Annotated in this window: 22 protein-coding genes and 2 pseudogenes; 9 read left to right on the forward strand and 15 right to left on the reverse strand. The window is 74.2% G+C overall.

The window, feature by feature from the left end; genetic code table 11:
- Positions 1-38: 38 nt before the first annotated feature.
- Complete coding sequence (locus OU787_RS24210; RefSeq protein ID WP_268660500.1) at positions 39-968, reverse strand: alpha/beta hydrolase; 930 nt, start codon at positions 966-968, stop codon at positions 39-41.
- Between the two features lie 108 nt (positions 969-1,076).
- Here OU787_RS24210 and OU787_RS24215 point away from each other — a divergent pair, with 108 nt between their 5' ends.
- Complete coding sequence (locus OU787_RS24215; RefSeq protein WP_268660501.1) at positions 1,077-1,514, forward strand: MarR family winged helix-turn-helix transcriptional regulator; 438 nt, start codon at positions 1,077-1,079, stop codon at positions 1,512-1,514.
- Positions 1,515-1,557: 43 nt separating this feature from the next.
- Here OU787_RS24215 and OU787_RS24220 read toward each other — a convergent pair whose 3' ends face one another.
- From OU787_RS24220 to OU787_RS24245, 6 genes are all read right to left on the reverse strand, one after another.
- Complete coding sequence (locus tag OU787_RS24220; RefSeq protein WP_030464330.1) at positions 1,558-1,878, reverse strand: DMT family transporter; 321 nt, start codon at positions 1,876-1,878, stop codon at positions 1,558-1,560.
- Positions 1,878-2,543: an HAD family hydrolase gene (locus OU787_RS24225; protein ID WP_268660502.1), complete on the reverse strand. Its 666-nt coding sequence runs from the start codon at positions 2,541-2,543 to the stop codon at positions 1,878-1,880. Before OU787_RS24225 ends, OU787_RS24220 begins: the two co-directional genes overlap by 1 nt.
- A gap of 311 nt (positions 2,544-2,854) precedes the next feature.
- Positions 2,855-3,949: an ABC transporter ATP-binding protein gene (locus OU787_RS24230; protein WP_268660503.1), complete on the reverse strand. Its 1,095-nt coding sequence runs from the start codon at positions 3,947-3,949 to the stop codon at positions 2,855-2,857.
- Positions 3,950-3,972: 23 nt separating this feature from the next.
- Positions 3,973-4,800 carry an ABC transporter permease gene (locus OU787_RS24235; protein ID WP_030459282.1) on the reverse strand — a complete coding sequence of 276 codons (828 nt, stop codon included), beginning with the start codon at positions 4,798-4,800 and terminating at the stop codon, positions 3,973-3,975.
- Complete coding sequence (locus OU787_RS24240; protein WP_442788541.1) at positions 4,788-5,603, reverse strand: ABC transporter permease; 816 nt, start codon at positions 5,601-5,603, stop codon at positions 4,788-4,790. The genes OU787_RS24235 and OU787_RS24240 overlap by 13 nt, the downstream gene beginning before the upstream one ends.
- A gap of 148 nt (positions 5,604-5,751) precedes the next feature.
- Positions 5,752-6,921, reverse strand: a complete 1,170-nt coding sequence (locus OU787_RS24245) for an ABC transporter substrate-binding protein (protein ID WP_268660504.1) — start codon at positions 6,919-6,921, stop codon at positions 5,752-5,754.
- Between the two features lie 350 nt (positions 6,922-7,271).
- Here OU787_RS24245 and OU787_RS24250 point away from each other — a divergent pair, with 350 nt between their 5' ends.
- Both OU787_RS24250 and OU787_RS24255 read left to right on the forward strand, forming a co-directional pair.
- Entirely contained in the window at positions 7,272-8,039 is a 768-nt protein-coding gene (locus OU787_RS24250) for a GntR family transcriptional regulator (protein ID WP_123562909.1), read from the forward strand.
- 118 nt (positions 8,040-8,157) lie between these two features.
- Positions 8,158-8,565: a RidA family protein gene (locus OU787_RS24255; protein WP_030459286.1), complete on the forward strand. Its 408-nt coding sequence runs from the start codon at positions 8,158-8,160 to the stop codon at positions 8,563-8,565.
- Here OU787_RS24255 and OU787_RS24260 read toward each other — a convergent pair.
- Positions 8,514-8,765 (reverse strand): hypothetical protein, encoded by a 252-nt coding sequence (locus OU787_RS24260; protein ID WP_123562905.1) that lies wholly within the window; start codon positions 8,763-8,765, stop codon positions 8,514-8,516. The two genes, OU787_RS24255 and OU787_RS24260, sit on opposite strands and share 52 nt — an antisense overlap.
- 86 nt (positions 8,766-8,851) lie before the next feature.
- On the opposite strand from OU787_RS24260, the gene OU787_RS24265 reads away from it, so the two are divergent.
- Complete coding sequence (locus OU787_RS24265) at positions 8,852-11,143, forward strand: PP2C family protein-serine/threonine phosphatase (RefSeq protein WP_268660505.1); 2,292 nt, start codon at positions 8,852-8,854, stop codon at positions 11,141-11,143.
- A 191-nt stretch (positions 11,144-11,334) separates the two neighbouring features.
- On the opposite strand, the gene OU787_RS24270 is transcribed toward OU787_RS24265, so the two are convergent.
- Positions 11,335-12,936: a TauD/TfdA family dioxygenase gene (locus OU787_RS24270; protein ID WP_268660506.1), complete on the reverse strand. Its 1,602-nt coding sequence runs from the start codon at positions 12,934-12,936 to the stop codon at positions 11,335-11,337.
- Between the two features lie 140 nt (positions 12,937-13,076).
- On the opposite strand from OU787_RS24270, the gene OU787_RS24275 reads away from it, so the two are divergent.
- Positions 13,077-13,754: an SMI1/KNR4 family protein gene (locus tag OU787_RS24275; RefSeq protein WP_268660507.1), complete on the forward strand. Its 678-nt coding sequence runs from the start codon at positions 13,077-13,079 to the stop codon at positions 13,752-13,754.
- Between the two features lie 41 nt (positions 13,755-13,795).
- On the opposite strand, the gene OU787_RS24280 is transcribed toward OU787_RS24275, so the two are convergent.
- Genes OU787_RS24280 through OU787_RS24290 form a run of 3 tightly spaced genes read right to left on the reverse strand, consistent with a single transcriptional unit; the run spans position 13,796 to position 17,019 of the window.
- On the reverse strand, positions 13,796-14,539 hold the full coding sequence (locus OU787_RS24280) for a hypothetical protein (RefSeq protein WP_268660508.1): 744 nt from the start codon (positions 14,537-14,539) through the stop codon (positions 13,796-13,798).
- Positions 14,536-15,876: an AAA family ATPase gene (locus tag OU787_RS24285; RefSeq protein ID WP_268660509.1), complete on the reverse strand. Its 1,341-nt coding sequence runs from the start codon at positions 15,874-15,876 to the stop codon at positions 14,536-14,538. The genes OU787_RS24280 and OU787_RS24285 overlap by 4 nt, the downstream gene beginning before the upstream one ends.
- A gap of 60 nt (positions 15,877-15,936) precedes the next feature.
- Positions 15,937-17,019: an aminotransferase class V-fold PLP-dependent enzyme gene (locus OU787_RS24290; protein ID WP_268660510.1), complete on the reverse strand. Its 1,083-nt coding sequence runs from the start codon at positions 17,017-17,019 to the stop codon at positions 15,937-15,939.
- 125 nt (positions 17,020-17,144) lie between these two features.
- Here OU787_RS24290 and OU787_RS24295 point away from each other — a divergent pair, with 125 nt between their 5' ends.
- Positions 17,145-18,230 carry an amidohydrolase family protein gene (locus tag OU787_RS24295; protein WP_030459291.1) on the forward strand — a complete coding sequence of 362 codons (1,086 nt, stop codon included), beginning with the start codon at positions 17,145-17,147 and terminating at the stop codon, positions 18,228-18,230.
- A 76-nt stretch (positions 18,231-18,306) separates the two neighbouring features.
- Positions 18,307-18,981 (forward strand): uracil-DNA glycosylase, encoded by a 675-nt coding sequence (locus OU787_RS24300; protein ID WP_268660511.1) that lies wholly within the window; start codon positions 18,307-18,309, stop codon positions 18,979-18,981.
- Between the two features lie 27 nt (positions 18,982-19,008).
- On the opposite strand, the pseudogene OU787_RS24305 reads toward OU787_RS24300, so the two are convergent.
- Together OU787_RS24305 and OU787_RS24310 are read right to left on the reverse strand one after the other, a co-directional pair.
- A pseudogene (locus OU787_RS24305) lies at positions 19,009-20,109 on the reverse strand (SpoIIE family protein phosphatase); the annotation flags it as partial.
- A gap of 225 nt (positions 20,110-20,334) precedes the next feature.
- Positions 20,335-20,901 (reverse strand): annotated as a pseudogene (locus OU787_RS24310) (ATP-binding cassette domain-containing protein); the annotation flags it as partial.
- A gap of 350 nt (positions 20,902-21,251) precedes the next feature.
- On the opposite strand from OU787_RS24310, the gene OU787_RS24315 reads away from it, so the two are divergent.
- Together OU787_RS24315 and glnII are read left to right on the forward strand one after the other, a co-directional pair.
- The gene (locus OU787_RS24315; RefSeq protein ID WP_268660512.1) at positions 21,252-22,190 is read left to right on the forward strand and encodes an SCO1860 family LAETG-anchored protein; all 939 of its coding nucleotides are present in this window, start codon (positions 21,252-21,254) and stop codon (positions 22,188-22,190) included.
- A gap of 209 nt (positions 22,191-22,399) precedes the next feature.
- The gene (glnII, locus tag OU787_RS24320) at positions 22,400-23,422 is read left to right on the forward strand and encodes a glutamine synthetase (protein WP_030459295.1); all 1,023 of its coding nucleotides are present in this window, start codon (positions 22,400-22,402) and stop codon (positions 23,420-23,422) included.
- Positions 23,423-23,519: 97 nt separating this feature from the next.
- Here the strand turns inward: glnII and OU787_RS24325 are convergent, their stop codons facing one another.
- Complete coding sequence (locus OU787_RS24325) at positions 23,520-24,281, reverse strand: GNAT family N-acetyltransferase (protein ID WP_268660513.1); 762 nt, start codon at positions 24,279-24,281, stop codon at positions 23,520-23,522.
- Positions 24,282-24,396 lie beyond the last annotated feature (115 nt).

Below are 24,396 nucleotides of genomic sequence, written 5' to 3' on the forward strand. Positions count from 1 at the left end.
GACCGAGCCGGTTCGGTCGGGCCGGTTCGGCGGCCGGTTCAGTGGGCCGGGGCGAGGACGGCGGCGTCGAGGCGGGCGGCGTCCAGGTGGGCGGTGAGGAAGCGGGCGGCGCGCTGCAGGGCGGCGTCGGCCTCGTCGAGGCGGCCGAACTGCTGCTGGAAGACGTGCGGGAGGCCGGACTCCACTTCGAGGGTGACCGCGACGTCCTGCTCGGCGGCGCGGGCGGCCAGCCGGACCGCGTCGTCGAGCAGCAGCTCGTTCGTCCCGACCTGGACGAGCAGCGGCGGCAGCCCGGTGAGGTCGGCGAACAGCGGGCTGGCCAGGGGGTCCGCCGGGTCGCCCGTGCCGAGGTAGTGGTCGACGTAGGCGCGGATGTCGGCCTCGGTGAAGAGCGGGTCGGCCTCCTTCCGGGAGCGGTAGCTCGCCCCGGCGAGGGTGAGGTCGACCCAGGGCGAGAAGAGGACCGCGGCGGCGGGCAGCGGCAGCCCGGCGCCGCGGGCGGCGAGCAGGGTGGCGAGGACCAGCCCGCCACCGGCGGAGTCGCCGGCCAGGACGAGGCTCCGCGGGTCGGTGCCCGACTCCAGCAGCTCGCGGTAGGCCGCGAGCCCGTCGTCGACGGCGGCGGGGAAGGGGTGCTCGGGGGCCAGCCGGTAGTCCGGCGAGACCGCGCGCAGCCCGGCGCGGCGGGCCAGTTCGCCGACCAGCCCCGCGTGGGTGTCCGGCGAGCCCACCAGGTAGCCGCCGCCGTGCAGGAAGAGCAGCCGGCCGTGGTCGGCGGCACCGGCGGGCTCCAGCTCCAGAGCCGGACGGCCGCCCAGGACGGTCCGGCGGACGGCCACGCCCTCCGGGGCGGGGCGGCCGACGCCGAGGGCGAAGCCGGTGCGCTGCTCCTCGGGGGTGGGCGGGGTCTCGGGGCGGGGGACGGAGCGGAGCAGGGCGTCCAGGGCTTCGCGCTGCTGACGGGACACGGGGGCCTCCAAAGGGGTCGGTGTGCGAGGATGGATTCCTAGGAATGCATCTACTGACCTGAACCGTATTCCAGAGAAGAAGATTCCTGGGAATCAATTGGGGGAAATGTGAGCCACGTCACTCCGGTCCTCGTCGACCTGATCCGCGTCGAGACCCGGCTCTACAACGCCGTGAATGCCCGGCTGCGCGCCCAACAGGGCCTGGCGCTCGGGCAGTTCGAGTTCCTGGAGATCATCGACCGGGTGCCCGGGTGCCGCGTCCTCGATCTCGTCGCCGAGGTCGCGATCACGGTGGGCGCCGTCAGCAAGGCGGTCGACCGGCTGGTGGAGGCGGGCTGGTGCCAGCGGGTCGCCAACCCCGAGGACCGCCGCTCCTCCCTCCTCCGGCTCACCCCCGAGGGCGAGGCGCAACTGGCCGCGGCCCGCCCCGTGGTGGAGGCCGAGACCGCCGCGCTGACCGCGTCGGTGCCCCCCGGGGACCTGGCCCGCCTCGCCGCGACCCTGGCCGCCCTCCGGGCCGAACTGGAGGCGGACCAGGTGGGGTGAGCACGGCGCGGGCCGCGGGCTGCGGGCTGCGGGCTGCGGTGGCTCAGTGGGTGGAGCGGAGGTTCAGCAGGACCACGCCGACGATCACCAGGGCGATGCCGCACCACTGCGGGCGGCCCAGCGACTCGCCGAAGAAGGACGCGCCGATCGCCGCGACGGCGGCCGTGCCCGCGCCCGACCAGACCGCGTACGCGACCGAGACCGGGATGTGCCGCAGGGCCCGGCCGAGCAGGGCGAACGACAGCACGTAGCCGACCGCGACCGCCAGGCTCGGCCACAGCCGGGAGAAGCCGTCGGTGAGCTTGAGCAGGCTGGTCGCGCACACCTCGCTGGCGATCGCCAGGGCCAGCAGCAGGTACGGCATCAGGCGGCGGGGGCGGCCAGCGCCGCGAGGAACGGCAGGTCCGCGTCGACCAGGCTGTCCAGCACGGTGGTGCCCGCGACGGCCGGTATCGGGACGGCCGACGGCACCGCCAGCACCGGGCAGCCCGCCGCGCGGGCGGAGGCGACACCGGTCGGGGTGTCCTCGACGGCCACGCAGACGGCCGGGGCCAGGCCCAGCCGGGCGGCCGCGGCCAGGTACGGGTCCGGGGCGGGCTTGGTGCGCGGAGTGTCCTCGGCGGCCAGCGTGGTGCTGAACCAGTGCGGGCCGATCGCGTCCAGCACCAGGTCGACCACCCGGCGCGGGGACGCCGAGACCAACGCGGTCGGGACGCCGGCGGCGCGCAGCGCGGCGAGCAGCGCGAGGGCGCCGGGGCGGGGGACGATCTCGGCCCCGACCTTCGCGGCGAACGCGTCGTTCAGGTGCGCGACCAGGTCGGCCTCCGGACGCGAGGTGCGGCTGCTGCGGTGCAGGTGGGCGGCGGTGTGCTCGACGGCCCGGCCGAGGACGTCGGGGAGGTCGGCGTCGGTGAGGGTCAGGTCGAGTTCGGCGGCGAGTTCGGCCGCGGCCTGCCACCACAGGTGCTCGGTGTCGACCAGGGTCCCGTCCATGTCGAACAGGACGGCGGCGGGGCGGGGTGCAGGCATGGCGGTACCTTACGGGGGTCTTCGGGCACGCACGGGGCGGGGCGTGGAGCGGCGTGCAACTGGCTGATGGTGAGCGGGTGTTGGGTCGGTGCCTGCCGCTGCGCGCAGTTCCTCGCGCCCCTGGCGGGGCGGGGGAAGGGTGGCGGAGGGGCTGGAAGGGCGAGGGCGGGGCGTGGAGCGGCGTGCAACTGGCTTTTGGTGGGCGGGTGTCGGGTCGGTGCCTGCCGCTGCGCGCAGTTCCTCGCGCCCCTGGCAGGGCGTGAGATGGAGGGGTGGGGCGGGGCGCGGGAGGGGGCGCGGGGGGTGTGGGGTCAGGAGGGGGTGGTCGGGGCGTGGTCGACCAGGACGGGGCGGTCGGGGAGGGTGAGGGCGGCGTGGCTGCCGAGGGGGAGGGTGGCGGCGGTTTCGGTGGGGAGGTCGGACTTGATCTCGGTGCCGTCGGGGAGGCGGACGGTGAGGCGGGTGACGGCGCCGAGGAAGGAGGCGGCGACGACCAGGGCGGTGCCGTCCTCGGCGGGGGTGAGCCGGACGTTCTCCGGGCGGACCAGGACGTGCAGGTCGCCGTCGGCGGGGAGGGCGCCGTCCACGGGGTGGCGGCGGCCGAGCACCTCGACCTGGCCGTCGGCGGTGCGCGAGCACGGGATGCGGCTCATGGTGCCGACGAACTCGGCGACGAACGCGGTGGCCGGCCGGGAGTACAACTCCGAGGGGGTGGCGCACTGTTCGAGGCGGCCGGCGCGCAGGACGGCGACCCGGTCGGCCATCGAGAGGGCCTCCTCCTGGTCGTGGGTGACGAACAGGGTGGTGATGCCGAGTTCCTGCTGGAGGCGGCGGATCTCCTCGCGCAGCGCGAGCCGGACCTTCGCGTCGAGGGCGGAGAGCGGCTCGTCGAGCAGCAGGACCCGCGGCTGCAGGGCGAGGGCGCGGGCCAGCGCGATGCGCTGCTGCTGGCCGCCGGACATCTGGTGCGGGTAGTGGGCGGCGCGCTGCGGGAGGCCGACGAGTTCCAGCAACTCCTGGGCGCGGCGCAGCCGTTCGGCCTTGCCGACGCCGCGCATCCGCAGGCCGAAGGCGACGTTGTCGGCGGCGGTGAGGTGCGGGAAGAGGCTGTAGGACTGGAACACCATGCCGGCGTCGCGCCGGTGGGCGGGGATCCGGGTGATGTCCTCGCCGTCGACCAGCACCTCGCCGGAGTCGTGGGTCTCGAAGCCGGCCAGGATCCGCAGCGCGGTGGTCTTGCCGCAGCCGGACGGGCCGAGCAGGGCGAGCAGTTCGCCGGGGCGGACCGTCAGGTCGAGGCCGTCGAGGGCGGTGGTGGCGCCGAACTGCCGCCGCAGCGACCGGAATTCGACGGTGGCGCTGCCGGTGGCGGCGTCCTTGGCGAGGAGGGTGGTGGCGGTGCTCATGGGTGGCGGTCTCCGGGAGCGGTTCAGGAGGTGGCGGCGGTCTTGTGGCGGCGCTCGCGGCCGGCGGCGGCCAGCAGGAGCAGCAGCACCCAGGTGATCAGCAGGCTGAGCACGGACACCGCGACGGACATCTGGCCCTGGCTGTTGCCGACCGAGTAGATCCACACCGCGAAGGGCTGGTAGCCGAGGATCGAGGCGGTGGTGAACTCGCCCAGGACCAGGGCCAGGGTGAGGAAGGCGGCGTTCAGCAGCGCGCCGCGCAGGTTCGGCACGATCACCGAGAGCACGGCCCGCGGCCAGCTCGCGCCGCAGTTGCGGGCGGCCTCGACCAGGGTGCGCACGTCCACGGCGCGCAGCCCGGAGTCCAGGGCGCGGTAGGCGAGCGGCAGGGCCATCAGGACGTACGCGATGACCAGGACGAGCGGGAACTCCGGCTGCTGGACGAACACGAAGGTCTGGAAGAACGGCGTGTCCATCAGGTAGTCGGGGCCCCAGCGCAGCACGCCGATCAGGCCGGCGGTCAGGGCGACCGGCGGCACCACCAGCGGGAGGGTGCAGACCACTTCGAGGACCGGGCGGAGCTTCGGCGCGCCGAGCCGGACCGCGATCATCGCGGGCACCAGCAGGAGCAGCAGCACCACGACGGTGACGGCGGCGAGTTCCAGGGTGAGCACCAGGCTGTCGGTGAAGCCGGGGGCGGAGAGCAGGCCGGTGTAGGCGTCGAAGGAGATCCCGCTCGGGTCGTCGACCGAGAACCAGACCGAGGCGGCCAGCGGCACCAGGAAGTACAGGCCGGCCAGCAGCAGGACCGCGCCGCGCCAGACCCGCAGGCGGGAGATCAGCTGAGCCATCGGGCACTCCGGCGCTGGAGGGGCAGGTAGACGGCCATCACCAGGACGGCCACGATGATCATGTCCAGGCTGAGCGCCAGCGCCAGGTTGCCCTGGCCGACCAGCACGTTGCCGGAGAGCGCGTCGGCGATCTGACGGCTGATCAGCGGGACGGTCGCGCCGACCATCGCGGCGGCGGTGGCGTACGCGGCGAACGCGGAGCCGAACAGCAGCACGAAGCCGCCGAGCAGCGAGGGGAACAGGATCGGCAGCGCGACGTGCCGCCAGTACTGCAGGGCGGTGGCCCGGTTGTTCTGGGCGGCCTCGCGCCACTGGACCCGCAGGCCCTCCAGCGCGGGGGTGATGGTGAGCACCATCAGCGGCACCAGGAAGTACAGGTAGGTGACGGTCAGGCCGGAGAAGCTGTACAGCGACCAGCCGTGGTCGGTCAGGTGGAACATCTTGGTGACCTCGCCCGCGTTGCCCAGAGTGGCGACGAAGGCGAACGCCAGCGGCAGGCCGCCGAAGTTGGCGAGCACGCCGGAGGCGGTCAGCACCGCCTCGCGCAGCAGCCGGAAGCGGGAGGTCAGCACGGCCTGGGCGATCGGGACGCCGAGCACGGTGCCGATCAGCGCGGTCAGCGCGGACAGCTTCACGCTGGAGAGCAGCGCCGTCCAGTACGCGCCCTGCACCGAGTCGGTGAGGTTGGCGGTGGTGAAGGAGCCGGCGCCGGTCTCCGCGTCGCTGGAGACGGTGAACGCCCCGGTGACGATGGCGACGGCGGGCAGGCCGAAGCCGATCAGGAAGAAGGCCAGCAGCGGCACGGTGGCCAGCCAGGCACCGCCGCGCGGGCGGCGCCGGGCGGGGCGCGGGGTGGGGAGGCGGTGGCGGCGCCGGGAGCCCCCGGGCCGCCGCTGGGGTCAGCGGCGGCCGGGGCCGGCACCGGGGTGGGAGCCGTGGTCATGTCGGTGATCAGCCCGCGATGGCCTTGGCCCAGTTGTCGGTCACGACCTTCTTGGCCGCGTCGACCTGCTCCGGGCTGGGGAAGGTGGTGAAGGGCTTCTCGACGACCGGCAGCTTGGCCGCGGCGGCGGCGTCCAGGGTGCCGTCCGCCTTCATCGCGTCGAACAGCGCCGGGGTGGCGTAGCCGCCCAGGAAGCCGTTCTGGCCCTCGGCCGAGTACAGGTACTCGATCCACAGGCGGGCGGCCGCCGGGTGCGGGGCGTCCTTGTTGATGGCCTGGCTGTAGTACTGGGCGTAGGAGCCGTCGGTGGGGACGGCGACCTGCCAGTCGACGCCCTTGCCCTTGAACTCGTCGGTGTAGCCGGCGTTCAGGTACGACCAGTCGATCGAGATCGGGGTCTCGCCCTTCTCGACGGTGGCCGGGGTGGACTCGACCGGGTTGAAGTTGCCGGACTGCTTCAGCTTGGCGAAGAAGTCGATGCCGGGCTGGATGTTGTCCAGCGAGCCGCCGTTGGCCAGCGCGGCCGCGTACACGCCGCCGAACGCCGAACCGGACTTGGTCGGGTTGCCGTTCAGGGCGACCTGGCCCTTGTACTCCGGCTTGAGCAGGTCGGCGAAGGTCTTCGGGCAGACCGCGACCTTCTTGGCGTCGCAGCCGATCGAGACGTAGCCGCCGTAGTCGTTGACCTGGAGGCCGTTCGGGTCCTTCATGGTGGCGGGGATCTTGTCGAAGCCGGCCACCTTGTAGGGGGCGAGGATGCCCTCCTTCGCGGCGGAGAGCGCGAACGCCGAGCCGAGGTCGACGGTGTCCGGGGCGCGGTCCTGGCCCTTGCGGGACTTGATCGCGTTGATCTCGTCCTGGCTGGAGCCGTCCGGGTTCTCGTCCTCGATCTCGATGCCGTACTTCGCCTTGAAGCCGTCCATCAGCTTGCCGTAGTTGGCCCAGTCGCGCGGGAGGGTGATGACGTGCAGCTTGCCCTCCTTCTTCGCGGCGGCCACCAGGCCGTCCATGCCGCCGAAGTCGGCCAGCGAGGTCGCGGTCTTCGCGTCCTTGGCACCGCCCTTCGCGGCGTCGCCGGACTTGGCGGTCGAGCCGGCGGAGCCGCAGGCGGAGAGGGAGAGCGCGGCAGCGGTCAGCACGGCCGCGAGGGCGGCGGCGCGGTGGCGGTGCACGGTCACGGGAGGGTCTCCTGGAGGAAGTGGAGCTGCAGAGATCACGGGAGTGTTCGGTGCGCGGCGCGGCCGGTTGTCCGGCCAAGTTGGCCAGCCAACTTCCGGCGCCGGAAGCAAGTACGCCCGAGGCCGGTGACGGGAAGGTGAACGGACGGCCCAGGCCGGGGGTCGGCTGCGGGAACGGTCGCGCCCGGAGCCGGAGGCACCGGCCGCAAGGGCTAGAGTCCGTGGTGTACGCGCGATCACGGCGCGGACACGGCCCAATCTCCTTGCCGGCCGGGCTCCTTGCCGGCCGGGCCTCCTGCCGGCCGGGCTCCCCGGCCGGGCTCCCCACCGACCAAGGGAACTCGACGCACGTGGCACTCGACCAGGACCGCGCCGCCGGCTCGCTCTACCGCAAGGTGGCCGCCGACCTGCGCGAAGCGATCACCTCCGGCTCGTTCGGCGAAGCCGGGCGCCTGCCGGCGGAGGGCGCCCTCGCCGAGCAGTACGGCGTCTCCCGCGGCACCGTCCGCCAGGCCCTCGCCATGCTGCGCGCCGACGGGCTGGTCACCTCCCGCCGCGGCACCCGCCGGGTCGTCCTCGGCAGCGCCCGCGTCCAGTCCTTCTCCGAGCTGCTCTCCTTCACCCACTGGGCCCGCTCGATGGGCGAGGAGCCCGGCGGCCGGCTCGAATCGCTGATCCGCCGCCCCGCCGACGCCGCCGAACGCGAGCAACTGCGCCTCGAACCCGGCACCGAGGTCTACGTGACGCTCCGCCTGCGCACCCTCTCCGGCACCCCCGTCATGGTCGAGCGCACCGTCTACCCGCCCCGGGTCGGCGAGGTGGTCGCCCAGCTCCCGCCCGACGTGGTCTCGCACACCGAACCCCTGCGCGAGCACGGCATCCTGTTCACCGACGCCGACCACACCATCGACGTGGTCGCCGCCAACGCCGACGACGCCCGGCTGCTCTCCTGCCGCCGCGGCAGCCCGCTGCTGCGCGAGAAGCGCCGCACCACCGACCCCACCGGTACCCCCGTCGAGTGGTCCCAGGACCGCTACCTGCCCGGCACCGTCGCCTTCTCCATCCACAACTCGCTGGCGTCCTCGGCCCTTTCGCGGCACGCCCGGGACGACGACTGAGCGGTGGCCGCAACGAACGGGCGGCGGTCGGGCGGCGGCCGGGTGGTGGCCGGGCGTCGGTCGGGCGGCGGCGGGAAACCGGGTGCCGCCGGGCCGCCGCACCGGTGAGAATCGCCGGATGACCGACATCACGCGCATCGACCCGGCGGAACTCCACCCCACCTCCGGCTACGCGCACATCACGGTGGTGGAGGCCGGGCGCACCGCGCACCTGGCCGGGCAGTGCCCGCTGGACGCGGACGAGAAGCTGGTCGGCGCGGGAGACCTGGACGCCCAGATCGACCAGGTGGTGGCCAACGCGCTGACGGCGCTGGCCGCGATCGGCATCGGGCCGGAGCGGGTGGTCCGCTCGGTGGTCTACGTGGTCGGCGACCGCAGCGAGGTCCTCGCCGGGGCCTGGCACCGCCTGGCCGCCTCCCCGCTCGCCCCCGCCCTCACCACCGCCTCCACCCTGCTCGGCGTCGCCGCCCTCGGCTACACCGGCCAGTTGGTCGAGATCGACCTGACGGCGGCGCTGCCGGGCTGACTCCGGGTCAGCACCTCCCCCGTCCAGCGCCGGAGCTGGGCCAGCAGCACGGTCAGCCGGCGGACGCCGCCCGGGAAGGCGGGCAGCAGCAGGACGGCGGGCAGGCAGGCCGCCGTCACCAGGAGCACCGGCAGCAGGGCCAGGGCGACGATGACCGCGCGCTGGCAGGAGGCCAGGGCGCGGACGGCTTCGGTGAACATCAATGGGCCTTTCGCTGCGGGGAGTTGCGGATTCCTCCTACTCTTCGGAACGGACCGGGCGTTGCGCCAGACGCAACGGATTGCCGATGTCCGGCAACGGGGGAAGGAAGGCGATGGTGCTCGAACTGCCGGGCGGGGAACCGGAGGTGGCGGCCCTGACCGCCTTCCTGGGCCAGCTGTTCCAGGCCCTCGGCCTCTCGCTCACCCGGTACGCCGCCCGGTGCAACCGCGACAAGGGCAGCGTCTCGCGCTACCTGAGCGGCGCCCGGATCGCCCCGAAGGACTTCGTCGACGAACTGCTCCGGCAGGTCGCCGAGACCACCGGGCAGTCGGTCTCGCCGGACGTCCAGGAGCACGCCCACCGGCTGCGGATGGCGGCGTTGCGGGTGCGCAACGCCTCCCGGCACGAGGTCGAGGAGCTCCGCGAGCGGCTCGGCGCGGCCGAACGCGAACTCCAGCTCGCGGGCGTCCGGGAGCGGCACCTGCTGCGCTCCCTGGAGGCCACCGAGGCGCAGGCCGCGCAGGCCGAACAGCGCTACCGGCAGTTGGAGACCGACCGGGCCGCCGCCCGCTACGAGACCGGCCCCGGCGCGCTGGAGCGCCGGCCGGACGGATCCGGCGCCGACTTCGCCCGGGAGGAACTGCGGGCGCTGAAGCGGGAGTTGGACCTGCTGCGGGCCGAACTCGCCCGGGCCCAGGCGCTGCGCCACGACGCCGAGGAGCAGTGCGTCCGGCTGGAGGCCCGGCTGCTCGCCGCCGAGGCCGCGCTCACCACCCAACGGGCCCGCCGGGAGCGGGAGTTCGACTACCGGGCGGAGCTGGAGTCGCCCGCGGCGGTGCTCACCCGGGAGTTCGCCCGGACGGTCGGCACCGGGGCCGACCCGGAGACCACCGCCGCCGAGCTGTGCGCGGTGTTCGTCCCCGGCTGGGCCGCCGCGGCCGCCGTCGAGGTGCGCGCCGCGTTCGTCGGGGAGGACGGCGCCCCCGACGGCTGGACGCCGGACGGCCTGCTGCTGCACCGCCTCGGCACGGCCGGCGCCGCAGGGGAGGACCGCGACCGGGTGGTCGTCCCCCGCGCACAGGCCGAACGGATCCTCCGGGAGAGCGCGCCGGTGCACGCCGACTCGCCCGAAGGCCCGGTGCTGGCACTGCCGTTGGCCGTCCGGGGCGAGGTGTTCGGCGTGCTCCGGCTGTTCGGCGGCGCGGGCGGCGACGGGGGCCGGGCGGCGTACGGGCGGGCCGAGGCCGAACTGCTGGCCGGCCTGGCCGAGCGCGGGGCGCTGCTGCTGGACAGCGCCCGGATGCACCGGGCCGAGGCCCGGCTGGCGCGGGCGCTGCAGCGCTCGATGATCCCCGACACCCTGCCGGGCACGCCCTGGGTGCGGTTGGCGCACCGCTTCCGGCCGGGAGGGCGCCAGGGCGGGGCCGGCGGCGACTGGGTCGACGCCGTCCCGCTGCACGGCAACCGGGTCGCCCTGGTGGTCGGCGCCGTACTGGGCCACGGCCTGCCCGCCGTCCAGGCGATGAGCCGGCTGCGGGCCGGGGTGCAGGCCTTCACCCTGCTGGACGTGCCCCCCGCCCGGCTGCTGCGGCACCTGGACGACCTGGCCCAGCGGCTCGGCGACGACCACCTCGCCACCTGCCTGTACGCGGTCTACGACCCGGTCGCCCGCACCTGCGAACTCGCCTCGGCCGGGCACCTGCCGCCCGTCCTGCTGCACCCCGGCGGCGGCAGCACGGAGGTGGCCCTGCCCGCGAACGCCCCGATCGGCGTCGGCGGCGTCCCGTTCGCCGCCCGCACCATCGAGGTGCCGGACGGCTCCGTGCTGGTGCTGTGCAGCGGCAACCGGATCGAACTGGCCGACCACTGCGCCGGGTTGACCGGATCGGGGTGGCTGCCGGAGCAGGTGTGCGACTTCGTGCTGGAGGAGCCGGGCGCGGTGGAGCGCCGGGACGACCTCGCGGTGCTGGCCGCCGCGTTCGACGGCGCGCCCCGGGCGGAGGAGGAGCGCTACGAGATACTGCCCCGGCCGGTGGAGGTGCCGCTGCTCCGCCGGCTGGTGCGCCGGCAGCTCGCGGCCTGGGGGCTGGGCTCCATCGCCGACACCGCCACCCTGCTGGTCGGCGAACTGGTCACCGACGCGGTCGCGACGGCGGAGGAGATGATCGGGCTGCGACTGGTGTGGACCGACCGGCTGCTGGTCGAGATCACCGACGACCAGCGCGAACTGCCCGCCCTGGCGGAGGTGGACCCGCTCGCGGAGGAAGGGGCCGGCCGGGGCCTGCTGCTGCTGAGCAGGCTCGCCGACCGGTGGGGCGCCGAACGCAGCTCCTACGGCCGGAAGATCTGGTTCGAGCTGTCGCCGCTGCCCGGCTAGTGCCGCGTCAGGCAACCTTTGCCGTGAAGGAGCGGCGTCCGGTGCGTGCTCTCGGCGTGCCGGCCGGAAGCCCTCGTACTGGATGTACTTGGGTTTTCGGCCGGTGCGGCGAGCGGGCCCCTCCTGCCCGATGGCGGGCAAGGAGGGCGCGTGCCGGGCGTCGCGACGGGCGAAGGTTGCCTGACGCGGTACTAGCGCATCGACTCCATGAGCAGCGGCCGGAATTCGGCGAACGAGGGGGTCGCGGCGGCCGGGTCCTTGGCGGCCTCGTCCCAGCGGCGGACGGCGACGGCGTCGGCGCTGAACGGGTGGGCGGCGAAGGCGGCGGCCTCGGCCGGGGGCATCGGGCCGCCCTGGAGGGCCAGGGTGTGGACGGAGGCGGGGGAGAGGCGGTCGAGGTAGCCGGGTTCGGTGGCGCACAGGTAGCGCTTGGCGTCGACGTGCAGGCGGACCGGTTCGGTGACGGCGGGCGGGAAGTGCGGGGCGAGCCGGGCGGCGGCGGTGGCGCCGTGGCGGTTGTCGGTGCCGGCCATCAACTCCCGTCCGCTGCCCCGGAAGTGGCCGGTGTCGTGGAGCAGGGCGGCGGCCACCAGGGCGGGCGGGGCGCCCGCGGCGCGGGCCAGGGCGGCGGCCTGCAGCATGTGGGCGGCCAGGGTGACGGCCTCGCCGAGGTACTCGCCGGCGCCCTCGCCCTCGAACAGTTCCTCGAGTTCGTCCAGGGCGGCGGTGCGGCGGCGCAGCACGGCCAGGGTGGAGGAGAGCGCGTCGAGGTCGGCGTAGCAGCCCTGGAGGTGGCGGTGACCGGTGCCGTCGCCGCTGTCGTCGCCGGTCTCGAAGGCGGTGCGGGCGTGCAGCAGCCGGGTGTTGTCGAAGAGCAGGCAGTCGCCGGGGGCGAGCCGGAAGTCCAGCCGCAGTTCCGGGCGCAGGGTGATCGCGGCGAACCGGCGGTAGGCGGCGTAGAAGGCGTCCAGCCCGGCGGGGGACAGGGCGCGCAGCGCGGCGGTGTCGGTGGAGCGGTTGTTGAAGCGGACCTCGCGGATCGCGCCGCGCGGGTCGAGTCCGATCAGCGGTTTCTCGGCGGCGAGTTCGGTGCCCCGGTCGCGGTAGCGGAACGGCACCGGCGTGCGGGCCAGCAGCGCGAACGCGGCCGGGTCCTCCGCCCGCAGCAGGTCGGCGGCCCGGAAGCCGTCGACCAGGCCGGAGTCGCCGCCCGCGCAGTCGTTGCGCAGGCAGTGCAGCAACTGCAGGGTGGGCACCGGGTCCCGGTAGGGGTTGTCGGTGTGCGGGGCGATGGCGAGGCCGGTGAACGCCAGGTTCGCCGGGTCGGGCTCGACCCGGACGTCGAACAGCTCGCCGTAGTTGGTCTCCCGGACGTACCCGAAGCTGCGGGCGACCTCCAGCACCCGCCCCGGCTCGGCCGGGACGCCGCGCAGCAGCGCGAAGCCGGAGCGGCGGACGGCCGCCAGCACCGCGATCCGCTCCTCCGGGTCGGCCAGGTACGCGGCCCAGTCGGCCTCGGGCAGGCCGCGGGCGAAGTCGGCGGCCCGCCACAGCCGTTTGGCGTGCTCGGTGCGTTCGTCGGGGGCGGCGGGCGCGTCCCAGCCGGCCGGGTAGTGCGAGCGGTGGCCGTCGGACCAGTGCACGGCCAGGCCGGCGGCGTCCTCGACGGCCCCGACGGCGGTCAGGCCGTCGGGCAGGTCGCCGATCTGGAAGCGCTTCTGCCCGCCGCGCGGGTCTCGGCACTCGGTGCACGGGCAGTTGTCGCGCAGCCAGTACGGGTTGGGCACGGACATCGGGTCAGCCTCCGGTTGTACAGCCAACTTCGCGGGGGCTGCTCAGCCAAGACCGCCCGGGCGTCCACCGCCCGCCCACCCGGTGAACGCCGGGCCACCGGCAGCCGAACCCTGTCCCCACCAGGGCCTAACCTGCCCGCATGACGCTCGACCTCCCCCGCGACCTGCCCGCCGCACTCACCGACCGCACCGCCGCCTGGCGGCTGGTCGCCGACCTCGCCGCCTTCTGGAACGCTCCGCTGCAACCCGGCGACGGCCGCACCGACGCCGAACTCGACGCCGCCGAGGCCAGGTTGGGCCTACGGCTGCCCGCCGCCCTGCGCGAGGCGCACCTGCTGCTCGGCAACCGCCCCGACCTCACCAGCAACCAGGACACCCTGCTGCCGCCCGAGGAGCTGTACGTCGACCGCGACCACCTGGTCTACCGGGTCGAGAACCAGTCCTGCGCCTACTGGGGCGTCCCGCTCGCCGCCCTCGACCAGGACGACCCGCCGACCGTCGTCTGGCCGGACGCCGCCGACCCGGAGACCGCCCCCTGGACGGCCAGGCTCTCCGTCGAGTGCCTGGCCGTCGTCCTCACCGAGCCGCTGTTCGACGAGGACGCGCACGTGGACGCGGGCGAGGTCGACCCGGCCTCCCTGACCGGCTGGACCGAACTCCCGCGCCTGTACGAGCCCGGCATCGACACCCGCTTCTTCGCCCGCCCGGACGCCCTGCTGGCGGTGCAGGGCGACTCCTGGCTGGCGCTGCGGGCCACCAGCGAGGAGGCGCTGGACGCGCTGTGCGAGCAGATCGAGGTCTCCTGGCTCAGGAGCTGACCGCCCGCTCCCATGCTCCGGCGGCCGCCGGAGCTACGGGTCTACGGGTTCGAGGCCGTGGGGAACCGGGGCGGGTGTGCGGTGCGCCAGGCGGTAAGAGCGGGCGCGGTTCGCGGCCCGACCACGGTCGGTGCGACAGCCGGGTTGAGTCGGCTCATTGCGTGGACGACGTCGATGAACGGGGAGTCCAGCAGGGCCTGTGCCACCCGGTCCGCCTGAGGATCACCGTCCTGGCGAAGGAGCAGCCAGTCGCGGATGTTGGAGCAGGCACGGTCGAAAGCGTCCTGACGCCCCTTCACCAGTTCGCCGCGGTTGAGCCCGAACACCTCGATGGTCGGCTGTCCTTTCGCGGACCCGGCAACCGGCCGGTACTCGCCGCTCCGTAGGAACAGCACCAGGTGGTCAGCGGGGTCCTCCACGGTCGGATCGACCAGCAGGCAGGTGCCGTCGGACGCCACCGGATAACTGGCCCGCTTGGCGTTGCTGTTGCAGTACGAGCAGGCGAAGAGGTGGTTCGCCCAGTCGAAGGTCCGCAGCGGGGCCTTGTCGATGGGCTGGAAGTGGTCGATGTCGGTGCCCCGGCTGTCGTCGCAGTACATGCAGCGGAGGTTGCCGCGGGCCATCGGTTCCAGTGCCCGGTGGATGTGCTGCTTGGGGGCTGCGGCCTTCTTCCAGTGCTCGCGGGCCGTTTGGGAATTGCCACCGGAGGCCGATACCCGTTTCGTCCAACCTGCCAGCAACTGTTCGGAGGCAGTCGGGAGGGGCGTGCGGGGCAGCGGGATCACCGCTCCTGCTCCAGCCGGGCGGACGCTTCGGCGACCCTGCTGCTCAGCGAACTGGTGAGCAGCTCGCCCAGTTCCTGGTACTCGGCGACCTCCTCCTCCGAGGCGGACCCGTCGTACACCTTGGCCTCCAGTGCGATCAGCCGGGCACGCTGCTGCTCGGCACGGTCGGAGAAGGGGGTCTCCAGCCCGAAGAGCTCGGAGAGCACGGCGTCGTCGCCGCTGCCGTAGACGACCCGACGGTAGAGGTCCTCGTCGACGACCTCCGGAGGCCGCTGCTCGCCGACACCCGGCAGGCGGATCAGCCCGCCCTCGTCGGCGGACTGGCAGATGTAGGGGCTGTGACTGGTGACGATGAACTGGACGTTGGGGAAGTGCCCCCGCAGCCAGCCGCTGATCTTGCGCTGCCAGGTGACGTGCAGGTGAGCGTCCATCTCGTCGATCAGCACGACACCGGGGTTGGTGACCGCGTGGCCCCCGGTCGGGGTCGGTTCGATGGCCAGAACGTTGTAGGTGTGGTGCATCTGGCGCACGATGTCGAGTGCCAGCGCCACCACTGTCCGGTAGCCGTCGCTCATCTCCCGCAGCGGGAATTCCTGCCCCTGGTCTCCCCGCTCGCGTATCCACAGGCCGTCGGCCGTCACCCGGTGGATCTGGTACTGATCCGGCAGCAGCCCGTCCTGGAGGAGTCCGAGCGCCTGATCGAGCAGTTGCTCGGCGCGACCGGACGGGTTCTCGTAGGCCCGCAGCCGCAGATCGATGAGCCAGGACACTCCTTCGGCCAGCGAGGCGTCCTCGTGGAACAGGGTGGCCAGGCGGCCGCTCGGGCCTGGGCCTGCGATCAGGCGCAATGCCTCGCTGGAGCCTCCGGTGAGGCGCCGGAAGGGGCCGTAGCCGGCGCAGAACCAGCCGTACGGGCTTCCGGACCAAGGGCCCCAGAGGCTGTCTTCCGCTGTGGTCGGGGTGGGCGTCATGACAAGTCGCGGGGGGAGTTTGTCGTCAGGGGACTGGAACACCCATTGAAGCCCGAGCCGCATCTTCTCCTGGCGGGTTTCCACGGAACTCATGAAGTCGTCCGTCTCCAGGTTGCGGACCACCTGAACTTCCACCGACCCCTGTTCGGCTCCGATGGTGACCCACCCCGTGAAGTCCGGCACCAGAGCCCGGGTGAGGCCCGGACCGCCCAGCGCGAGCGCGATCGCCTGGAGCACGGTGGACTTGCCGGAGCCGTTGCGCCCCGCGAGCACCGTCCAGCCGCTGCGTCCGGGCAGTTGCAGGTCGACGGCCCGTTCGCCGGTGAAGCCCTTGATGTTACGGAGCTGAACCCTCGTGATGTACACCCGTGCTCCCTCTTCGTTCCGGGGCTGCCGCTCAGGCTCTCACGAGCGGGCGCCGCGACGTCAGACCGACTGCTCCCAGGCTTCGGTGGCCGCCGCGACCGCTGCTGCGGCCGGGGTGCCGGTGGCCTGGGCGAGGAGTTCCAGGGTGGCGATGACGGTCTCCGGGGTGGCGGCCGGGCCGTAGTGGTTGAGGCGGAGCATGGTGGCGGACAGTGGGCCGCCGCCCGCCTGGACGGGCAACTGGGGGGTGTGGCGGCGGAGTTCGGCGGCCAGGGCGGCGGCGTCGACGCCTTCGGGGGTGCGCAGGGTGGTGGCGACCGGGGCGGCGTGCTCGGGGCGCCGGACGTAGGGGGTGAGGGTGCCGAGGGCGAGGGCGCCCGCGCGGGTGGCGGCGGCTGCGGCGCGGTGGCGGGCGATCACCGCGTCCAGGGTCTCGGCTTCGATCGCGGCCAGGCACTCCTCCAGCGCCAGCATCTCCACCTGGGCGGGGGCGTGCGGGAGCTGGGTGCGGCCGGCGTCGGTCCAGCGCTCCTTCCAGTCCAGCAGGGAGAGGTAGGAGCGGCGCGGCGCGGCCGGGTTGGCGGCGATCCGCTGCCAGGCGCGTTCGCTCACCGACACCGCGGAGACGCCGGCCGGGCCGCCCATCGCCTTCTGGCCGCCGATCACGCACAGGTCGACGCCCCACTCGTCGGTGAGCAGCGGTTCGGCGGCCACCGAGGCCACCGCGTCCAGCATCAGCAGGGCGCCGTGCTGCCGGACCACCTCGGCGATCTCCGCGACCGGGTTGGTGTTGCCGGTGGCGGCCTCGGCGTGCACCAGGGAGACGAAGTCGATCTCCGGGTGCGAGTTCAGCGCCGCGGCGACCTGCTCGGCGCCCGCCGCCGCGTCGTACGGCACCGCCAGGTCGACGACCTCCGCGCCGGCGTCGCGCAGCCAGCCGCCGAAGGTCTGCCCGTACGGGCCGGTGACGACGTTCAGCGCGGTCGAGCCGGGGTGCGCCGCGCCCTTGACGGCGGCCTCCAGCGGGAGCAGCGCCTCGCCCTGGGTGACGATCACGTCGTTGCGGGTGCGCAGCAGGGCCGCCACCCCGTCCTCGATCGCGGCGAACCGGTCGGCGGTCATCGGGGGGAGGTCGAGCAGCATGCGGGCGGGCCTTTCGGTGCGGCGGAGGGCCGCCGGGACGGGCCGGCGGGGCGGAGGGTCGCCGTCGAACAGTCTGCCGCAGATCGCCCGCCGGGCCGCGACCGGCGCCGAGTACAGTGCCAGGCATGACAGACCGTGCGGTGCTGCACATCAAGGGCCGGGTGCTGGTCGGCCCCGACGACGTCCGGGACGAACTCTGGGCCGTGGACGGGCGGGTGACCTTCGAGCGCCCCGCCGCCGAGCCGTCCGCCACCCTCACCGGCTGGGCGCTGCCCGGCCTGGTCGACGCGCACTGCCACGTCGGCCTGGACGCGCACGGCGCCGTCGACCGCGACACCAGCGAGAAGCAGGCGCTCACCGACCGGGACGCCGGGACCCTGCTGATCCGCGACGCGGGCTCGGCCGCCGACACCCGCTGGATCGACGAGCGCGAGGACCTCCCGAAGCTGATCCGGGCCGGGCGGCACATCGCCCGCACCCGCCGCTACATCCGCAACTACGCGCACGAGATCGAGCCCGGCGACCTCGCCGCGTACGCGGCCGCCGAGGCCCGGCGCGGCGACGGCTGGGTCAAGCTGGTCGGCGACTGGATCGACCGCGGCGCGGGCGACCTCGCCGCCTGCTGGCCCGGCGACGCCCTCGCCGAGGCGATCGCCGCCGCCCACGCCGAGGGCGCCCGGGTCACCGCGCACTGCTTCGCCACCGACTCGCTGCCCGACCTGCTGGCCGCCGGCATCGACTGCGTCGAGCACGCCACCGGCCTGACCGAGGAGCTGATCCCGGCCTTCGCCGAACGCGGCGTCGCCATCGTCCCCACCCTGGTCAACATCGCCACCTTCCCGAAGCTCGCCGACGGCGGCGAGGCCAAGTTCCCGGCCTGGTCCGCGCACATGCGCCGGCTGCACGCCCGCCGCTACGACACCGTCGGCGCCGCGCACGACGCCGGCATCCCGGTCTACGTCGGCACCGACGCGGGCGGCTCGCTCGCCCACGGCCTGGTCGCCGAGGAGGTCCTCGAACTGACCCGCGCCGGACTCACCCCCGTCGAGGCCCTCGCCGCCGCCACCTGGTCGGCCCGCAGCTGGCTCGGCCGCCCCGGCCTGACCGAGGGCGCCCCCGCCGACCTCGTCCTCTACGAGGCCGACCCCCGCGCCGATCTGCGGGTGCTGGCCGCGCCGACCCGCGTGGTGCTCAACGGCCGGGTGGCGTGAGCGCGGGGCCGGCCGGCGCCGAGGGGTGAGGGGCCGCGCGAACTCCGGTTGTCAGCGCGGCCGATAGGCTTCCGTCATGGCTGCTCGACCCTTGCACGAAATCGTTGAACCCGGCTGGGCCCAGGCCCTCGAGCCGGTCGCCGGACAGGTCGCCGCGATGGGCGACTTCCTGCGCGCCGAACTCGCGGCCGGACGCACCTACCTGCCGCCCGGCCCGCAGATCCTGCGGGCCTTCCAGCAGCCGTTCGCGGACGTCCGGGTGCTGATCGTCGGACAGGACCCGTACCCGACGCCCGGGCACGCGGTGGGGCTCAGCTTCTCGGTGGCGCCCGGGGTCCGGCCGCCGTACAGCCTGGAGAACATCTACCGGGAGCTGAACCAGGACCTCGGCCTGCCGGTGCCGACCAGCGGCGACCTCACGCCGTGGACGCAGCAGGGCGTCCTGCTGCTGAACCGGTCGCTCACCACCCAGGCCCGGGTGACCAACGCGCACCGCGGCAAGGGCTGGGAGGCCGTCACCGACCAGGCGATCCGGGCGCTGGCGGCCCGCGGCGGCCCGCTGGTGGCGATCCTCTGGGGCCGTCCCGCCCGCGAGCTGCGGCCGCTGCTCGGCCAGGTGCCCAGCATCGAGTCCGCCCACCCCAGCCCCCGTTCCGCGGACGGCGGCTTCTTCGGCTCCCGGCCGTTCAGCCGGGCCAACGACCTGCTGGTCCGGCAGGGCGGCCGGCCCGTGGACTGGCGGCTGGCCTGAGCCCGGACGCGCGGCCGCCGGGGCCGGTCAGGGGAGTTTCTGCTCGGTCCAGATGACCTTCCCGGCCTCGGTGTAGCGGGTGCCCCAGCGCTGGGCGATCTGGCCGACCAGGAACAGGCCGCGCCCGCCCTCGTCGGTGCTGGCGGCCAGCCGGACCCGGGGCGAGGTGCTGCTGGCGTCCGCGACCTCGCAGATCAGGGTCCGCCCGTACACCAGGCGCACCCCGATCGGGGGGCTGCCGTGCCGGACGGCGTTGGTGACCAGTTCGCTGAGGATCAGCTCGGTGCCCGTCACCAGTTCCTCCAGGCCCCAGCGGCGCAGCCGGGCGGTGGCGGCGGCCCGGCTGGCGGCGACCGCGGCGGGGTCGGGCGGGACGTTCCACTCGGCGATCCGGTCGCGCGGCAGCGCCAGGGTGCGGGCGACCAGCAGGGCGATGTCGTCGGCCGAGTCGGCGGGCAGCATCGCGTCCAGCACGGCCCGGCAGGTCTGTTCGGGGCTGCGCCCGGGGTGGGCGAGGGCCGTGCAGAGCCGGCCCAGGCCGACGTCGATGTCGTGGGTGCGGGACTCCACCAGCCCGTCGGTGTAGAGGACCAGCCGGCTGTCCTCGGGGACGGCGAGCTCGACGGTGGTGAACGGCAGGCTGCGCAGGCCCAGCGGCGGCCCGGCGGGGGTGTCGGGGATCTCGACGGTGCCGTCGGGGTGCACCAGGACGGGCGGCAGGTGCCCGGCCCGGGCGAGCAGGCAGCGGCAGGAGACCGGGTCGTAGACCGCGTAGAGGCAGGTGGCGCCGATGATCGCGCCCTCCCGGCCGCCGGCGCTCTCCTCCTCGTCGATCCGGGCGACCACCTCGTCGAGGTGGGTGAGGAGTTCGTCGGGCGGCAGGTCGAGCATGGCGAGGTTGTGCACGGCGGTGCGCAGCCGGCCCATGGTGGCGGCGGCGTGCAGGCCGTGGCCGACCACGTCGCCGACCACCAGGGCGACCCGGGCGCCGGAGAGCGGGATGACGTCGAACCAGTCGCCGCCGACCCCGGCGTGGGCGGGCAGGTAGCGGTGCGCGGCCTCGACGGCGTCCTGGGCGGGCAGGTCGCGCGGCAGCAGGCTCTGCTGGAGGGTCACGGCGAGCGGGTGGCCGCCGCTGATGGCCGCGGCGAGCTGCTCCTGGCTGGTGTACCGGGCTTCGAACAGGCCGCCGTTGCGGCCGAGCCGCAGGACGGCGATCCGGTCGGCGACGGCCTGGACGTCGTCCAGGTTGTGGCTGACCATGATCACCGCATGGTCCCGGGAGCGCAGCAGGCGGATCAGGTCGAGCATCTGCACGGTCTGCTCGACGGTGAGCGCGACGGTCGGCTCGTCGAGGAGCACCAGTTCGGGCCGGCCGATCAGGGCCCGGGCGATGGCGACGGCCTGGCGCTGGCCCAGGGTGAGCGAGCCCACCGGGACCCGGACGCTGGGGAGGGGGAGTTCGAGTTCGTCGAACAGGGCGAGGGAGCGTTTCTCCATCTCCAGTTCCCGCAGCACCCCGAACCGGTGCAGCTCGCGGCCGAGGTAGAGGTTGGCGACCGCGTCCAGCCGGTCGACCAGCGAGAGGTCCTGGTAGACGGTGGCGATCCGCAGCCGCCGGGCGTCGGCGGGCCGGCGCAGTTCGACCGGGACGCCCTCCCACTCGATGGTGCCCGCGTCCGGCGGGCCGACCCCGGAGACGGCCTTCACCAGGGTGCTCTTGCCGGACCCGCTGTCGCCGACCAGGCCGAGCACCTGGCCGCGGTCCACCTGGAGGTCGACCGAGTCGAGGGCCCGGACGGCGCCGTAGTACTTGCTGATCCCGCGCAGCGACAACAGCGGAACCCGGGGCACGCGCCCACCTCCACCCTCTCCGCGGCCCACCGGGCGGCAGTCGTTCCGCCGTCCGGCCCCGGCCATCCGGCGGAGGGCCGGTGGCACGGGCTCCCCACCCTGGCACCGGCGCCGCGGGCGGCGCGGACGGGACACGCGGGAGCACCCCGTTCGGCGGTACGGGCCGGGCGCGGGCCGGCGGCCGGGGTCGGGCGGTGTCCGCCGGGGCTTTCCCCGCTGGCCGGAATGTTTCCGGAAACGGTCAGTCCGGAGCGTCAACCTCACCCGAAGGAGTGAACTGACGCTCCGTGTTGCTGGAGTGACGCACTGTTCGAAGAGACTGGCGCCAGTCGAGAGCGCGAGTCCCCTCCCCGTGCGGAGCGCCGGGTGAGGTCGCGGGCGCGCTCTTCCGTTCACCACGTGTGGGGGTTCCTGTCATGTCTGTTCTGCGTTCGGTCGCCGCCCCGGCTCTCGCGGCGGCCGCCCTCGCGGTCGCCCTGCCGCTGCCCGCGGCCTCCGCCGCCGAGGCCGGCGGGACGCCCGCGCAGCCCGGGAAGGCCAGTGCGGTGACGGCCCAACTGGCGCTGGACGTCACGCTGTTGAACACGGTGAACGTGCCGGTCGATGTGGCGCTGAACAAGGTGGAGTCGCCCGCGCAGCGGGACGGCGCGATGCTGACCGCCAAGGTGGACGGGGTGGACGGCGGGCGGCCGGTGACGCTGGTCAAGGCCGAGGTGGGCACGTCGGTGACGAAGGCGGACGACCGGCTGGCCACCGCGTCCGTGAAGCTGGTCAACGCGGACGTGCACGTGCCCGGCCTGCCGCTGACCACCCTGCTCGGCCTGGAGGCGATGAGCGCCGAGGCCAACTGCCCGGTGGACGGGCAGCCGACCGCGAACGTCACCGCCCCCGCCAGGCTCACGGTGCTCGGCAGGTCGGTCACGGTCGGCCTCAACTCGCCCACCCACGTGGACGTTCCGGCGATCGGCACGGTGGACGTCGAGTTCGCCAGGAAGACCGTGACCAGCAGCACGGCGGCGGCCTCCGCACTGGAGGTGAAGATCGCGCTGAACCCGCTGAACCTCAACGTGGCGAAGGTGAACGGCACCGTCACGGTCGCCTCGGTGTCCTGCCGCAAGCCGGTGCCGGCGGTCGCCCCGGCGGCGGCCTCCTCGCCCGCGCCGTCGACCGCGCCCTCCGCCCCGGCCTCCGCGCAGAACCGGGCGGTGCCGAAGGAGGCCGGCGAGGAACTGGCGTACACCGGCTCCTCGGGCAGCACGGTGCTGGCCGCGGGCGGCGGGACGCTGCTGGTGGCCGGCGGCGCCGCGGTCTGGATGACCCGCCGGCGGCGGGCGGCGCACGCCCGGCACCGCTGACCGGACGCGGGACGGGCGCCGGCCGGGCGCCCGTTCCGCCCCTTCCGTCCCGGTGTTGCGCCCGGATGTCGAGACGGGCACTCTCCGTGGGTGAGCGTGCCGCTGCGGACCGTTGGTTCACATGGGCGTTACATAGGAGGAACAACCGGGAAACGGCGGCTTGCGACGCTACGCGGGCACCCACCACCCGAGCAGTGAGGATCACCGCAATGGCGATCAAGGCCGAGTACATCTGGATCGACGGCACGAAGCCGACCGCCAAGCTCCGCTCCAAGACCCGGGTGCTGCCGAACGCCGACAAGATCCCCACCTGGGGCTTCGACGGTTCCTCGACCAACCAGGCCGAGGGCCACGCCTCGGACCGCGTGCTGAAGCCGGTCAAGGTCGTCAAGGACCCGATCCGCGGCGGCGAGAACATCCTGGTGCTGTGCGAGGTCTTCGAGACCAACGGTGAGGCGCACGTCACCAACACCCGCGCCGCGCTGCGCGAGGTCGCCGAGCGCTACGCCGCCCAGGAGTCGATCTTCGGCATCGAGCAGGAGTACACCTTCTTCAAGGGCTCCCGCCCGCTTGGCTTCCCCGAGGGCGGCTTCCCGGCCCCGCAGGGCGGCTACTACTGCGGCGTGGGTGCCGAGGAGGTCTTCGGCCGCGAGATCGTCGAGCTGCACCTCGACCGCTGCATCGACGCCGGCCTGGCGATCTGCGGCATCAACGCCGAGGTCATGCCCGGCCAGTGGGAGTTCCAGATCGGCCCGGTCGACGCGCTGACCGTCTCGGACGACCTGTGGATCGCCCGCTACCTGCTCTACCGCACCGCCGAGGAGTTCGGCATCGACGCCACCCTCGACGCCAAGCCGGTCCGCGGCGACTGGAACGGCGCGGGCGCGCACACCAACTTCTCCACCAAGGCGATGCGCGAGGGCTACGACGCCATCATCACCGCCTGCGAGTCGCTCGGCGCCTCCCAGGAGAAGGTCCTGGAGCACGTCAACCAGTACGGCGACGACATCCAGTCCCGCCTGACCGGCAAGCACGAGACCGCCCCGTGGAACGTCTACTCCTACGGCGTGTCCGACCGCGGCGCCTCGGTCCGCATCCCGTGGCAGGTCGAGGTGGACCGCAAGGGCTACATCGAGGACCGCCGCCCGAACGCGAACGTCGACCCGTACGTGGTCACCCGCCTGATCGTCAACACCTGCTGCGAGGCCCTGGAGAAGGCCGGCCAGGTCTGATCCGCTTCCGCACCGCACGACGAGCGCCCGCCGCTCCCCCGCGCAGGGGGTCGGCGGGCGCTCGTCGTTGCGTCCGGCCGTGCCGCTGCCGCTGCCGTTACATCCGGACGAAGCCGTGGGTGCGGCCGACCGGGCCGAAACCGCGCCGGGCGTACCACTGCTGCGGCCAGTCCTCGGCGTCGGCGACCAGGAAGCGCAGGCCGTCCGGGGCGCGGTCGGCGGCCAGCCGCAGCGCGGTGGCCAGCACGGCGTCGGCCAGGCCGCGGCGCTGGTGGTGCTCGGCGGTGGCCAGGTCCTCGATCTGGGCGGTGCCCGCGGCGTCCTGGTACAGGTCGGCCCAGGAGCCGAACTCGCCGTCGGTGGCCCGGGCGGCCAGCGTCAGCACCCGCTCGGCGCCCGCCGCCCGCGCGGTGCGCCGACCCACCAGCTGGGCGATCGACTCGTCCGCCGCCCACGGCAGCCAGCAGCGCCACTGCCGCTCCAGCGCCGGGGCCAGCTCGTCCAGGGCGACCGGCCCGGCGCCGCCGCCGGGCGGCACCGGGCCCCGGTGCACCATCACCACCTCGGTCTCGTGCCGGTACCCGGCCGCCGCCAGCCCGGGCGCCAGCGCCAGGGCGGACGCGTCGTCGAACACCGAGATCCGCCGGTGCTCCAGGTGCCCCAGCACGTCCTCGGCCAGCCCGGCCACGTCCACCCCGCCCGGCGGGGCGTCCAGCACCAGCTGGTTGTGCTCGTGCGAGTACCCGAACTCCTCGCTCAACACCGCGAAACCGCCCGGCAGTTCCACCACCTCGGCAGCCTGCCGCCGGGCGAAGGCCCGCCGGAACTCCAGCGCCACCCGCAAGCTCTCCTCGACCATCCGGCCATCGTAGGCCGCTCCCTCCGCCCGGCTCGAAGGGTTTGCCGCCGCTTGAGCCTCCCGCCGGGGGAGACGGCACGGCGGACGCCATGACCGGCACGGACAGCGAGGGGCT

Source organism: Kitasatospora sp. YST-16, from assembly GCF_026802215.1.
Classification (GTDB): Bacteria; Actinomycetota; Actinomycetes; order Streptomycetales; family Streptomycetaceae; genus Kitasatospora; species Kitasatospora cineracea.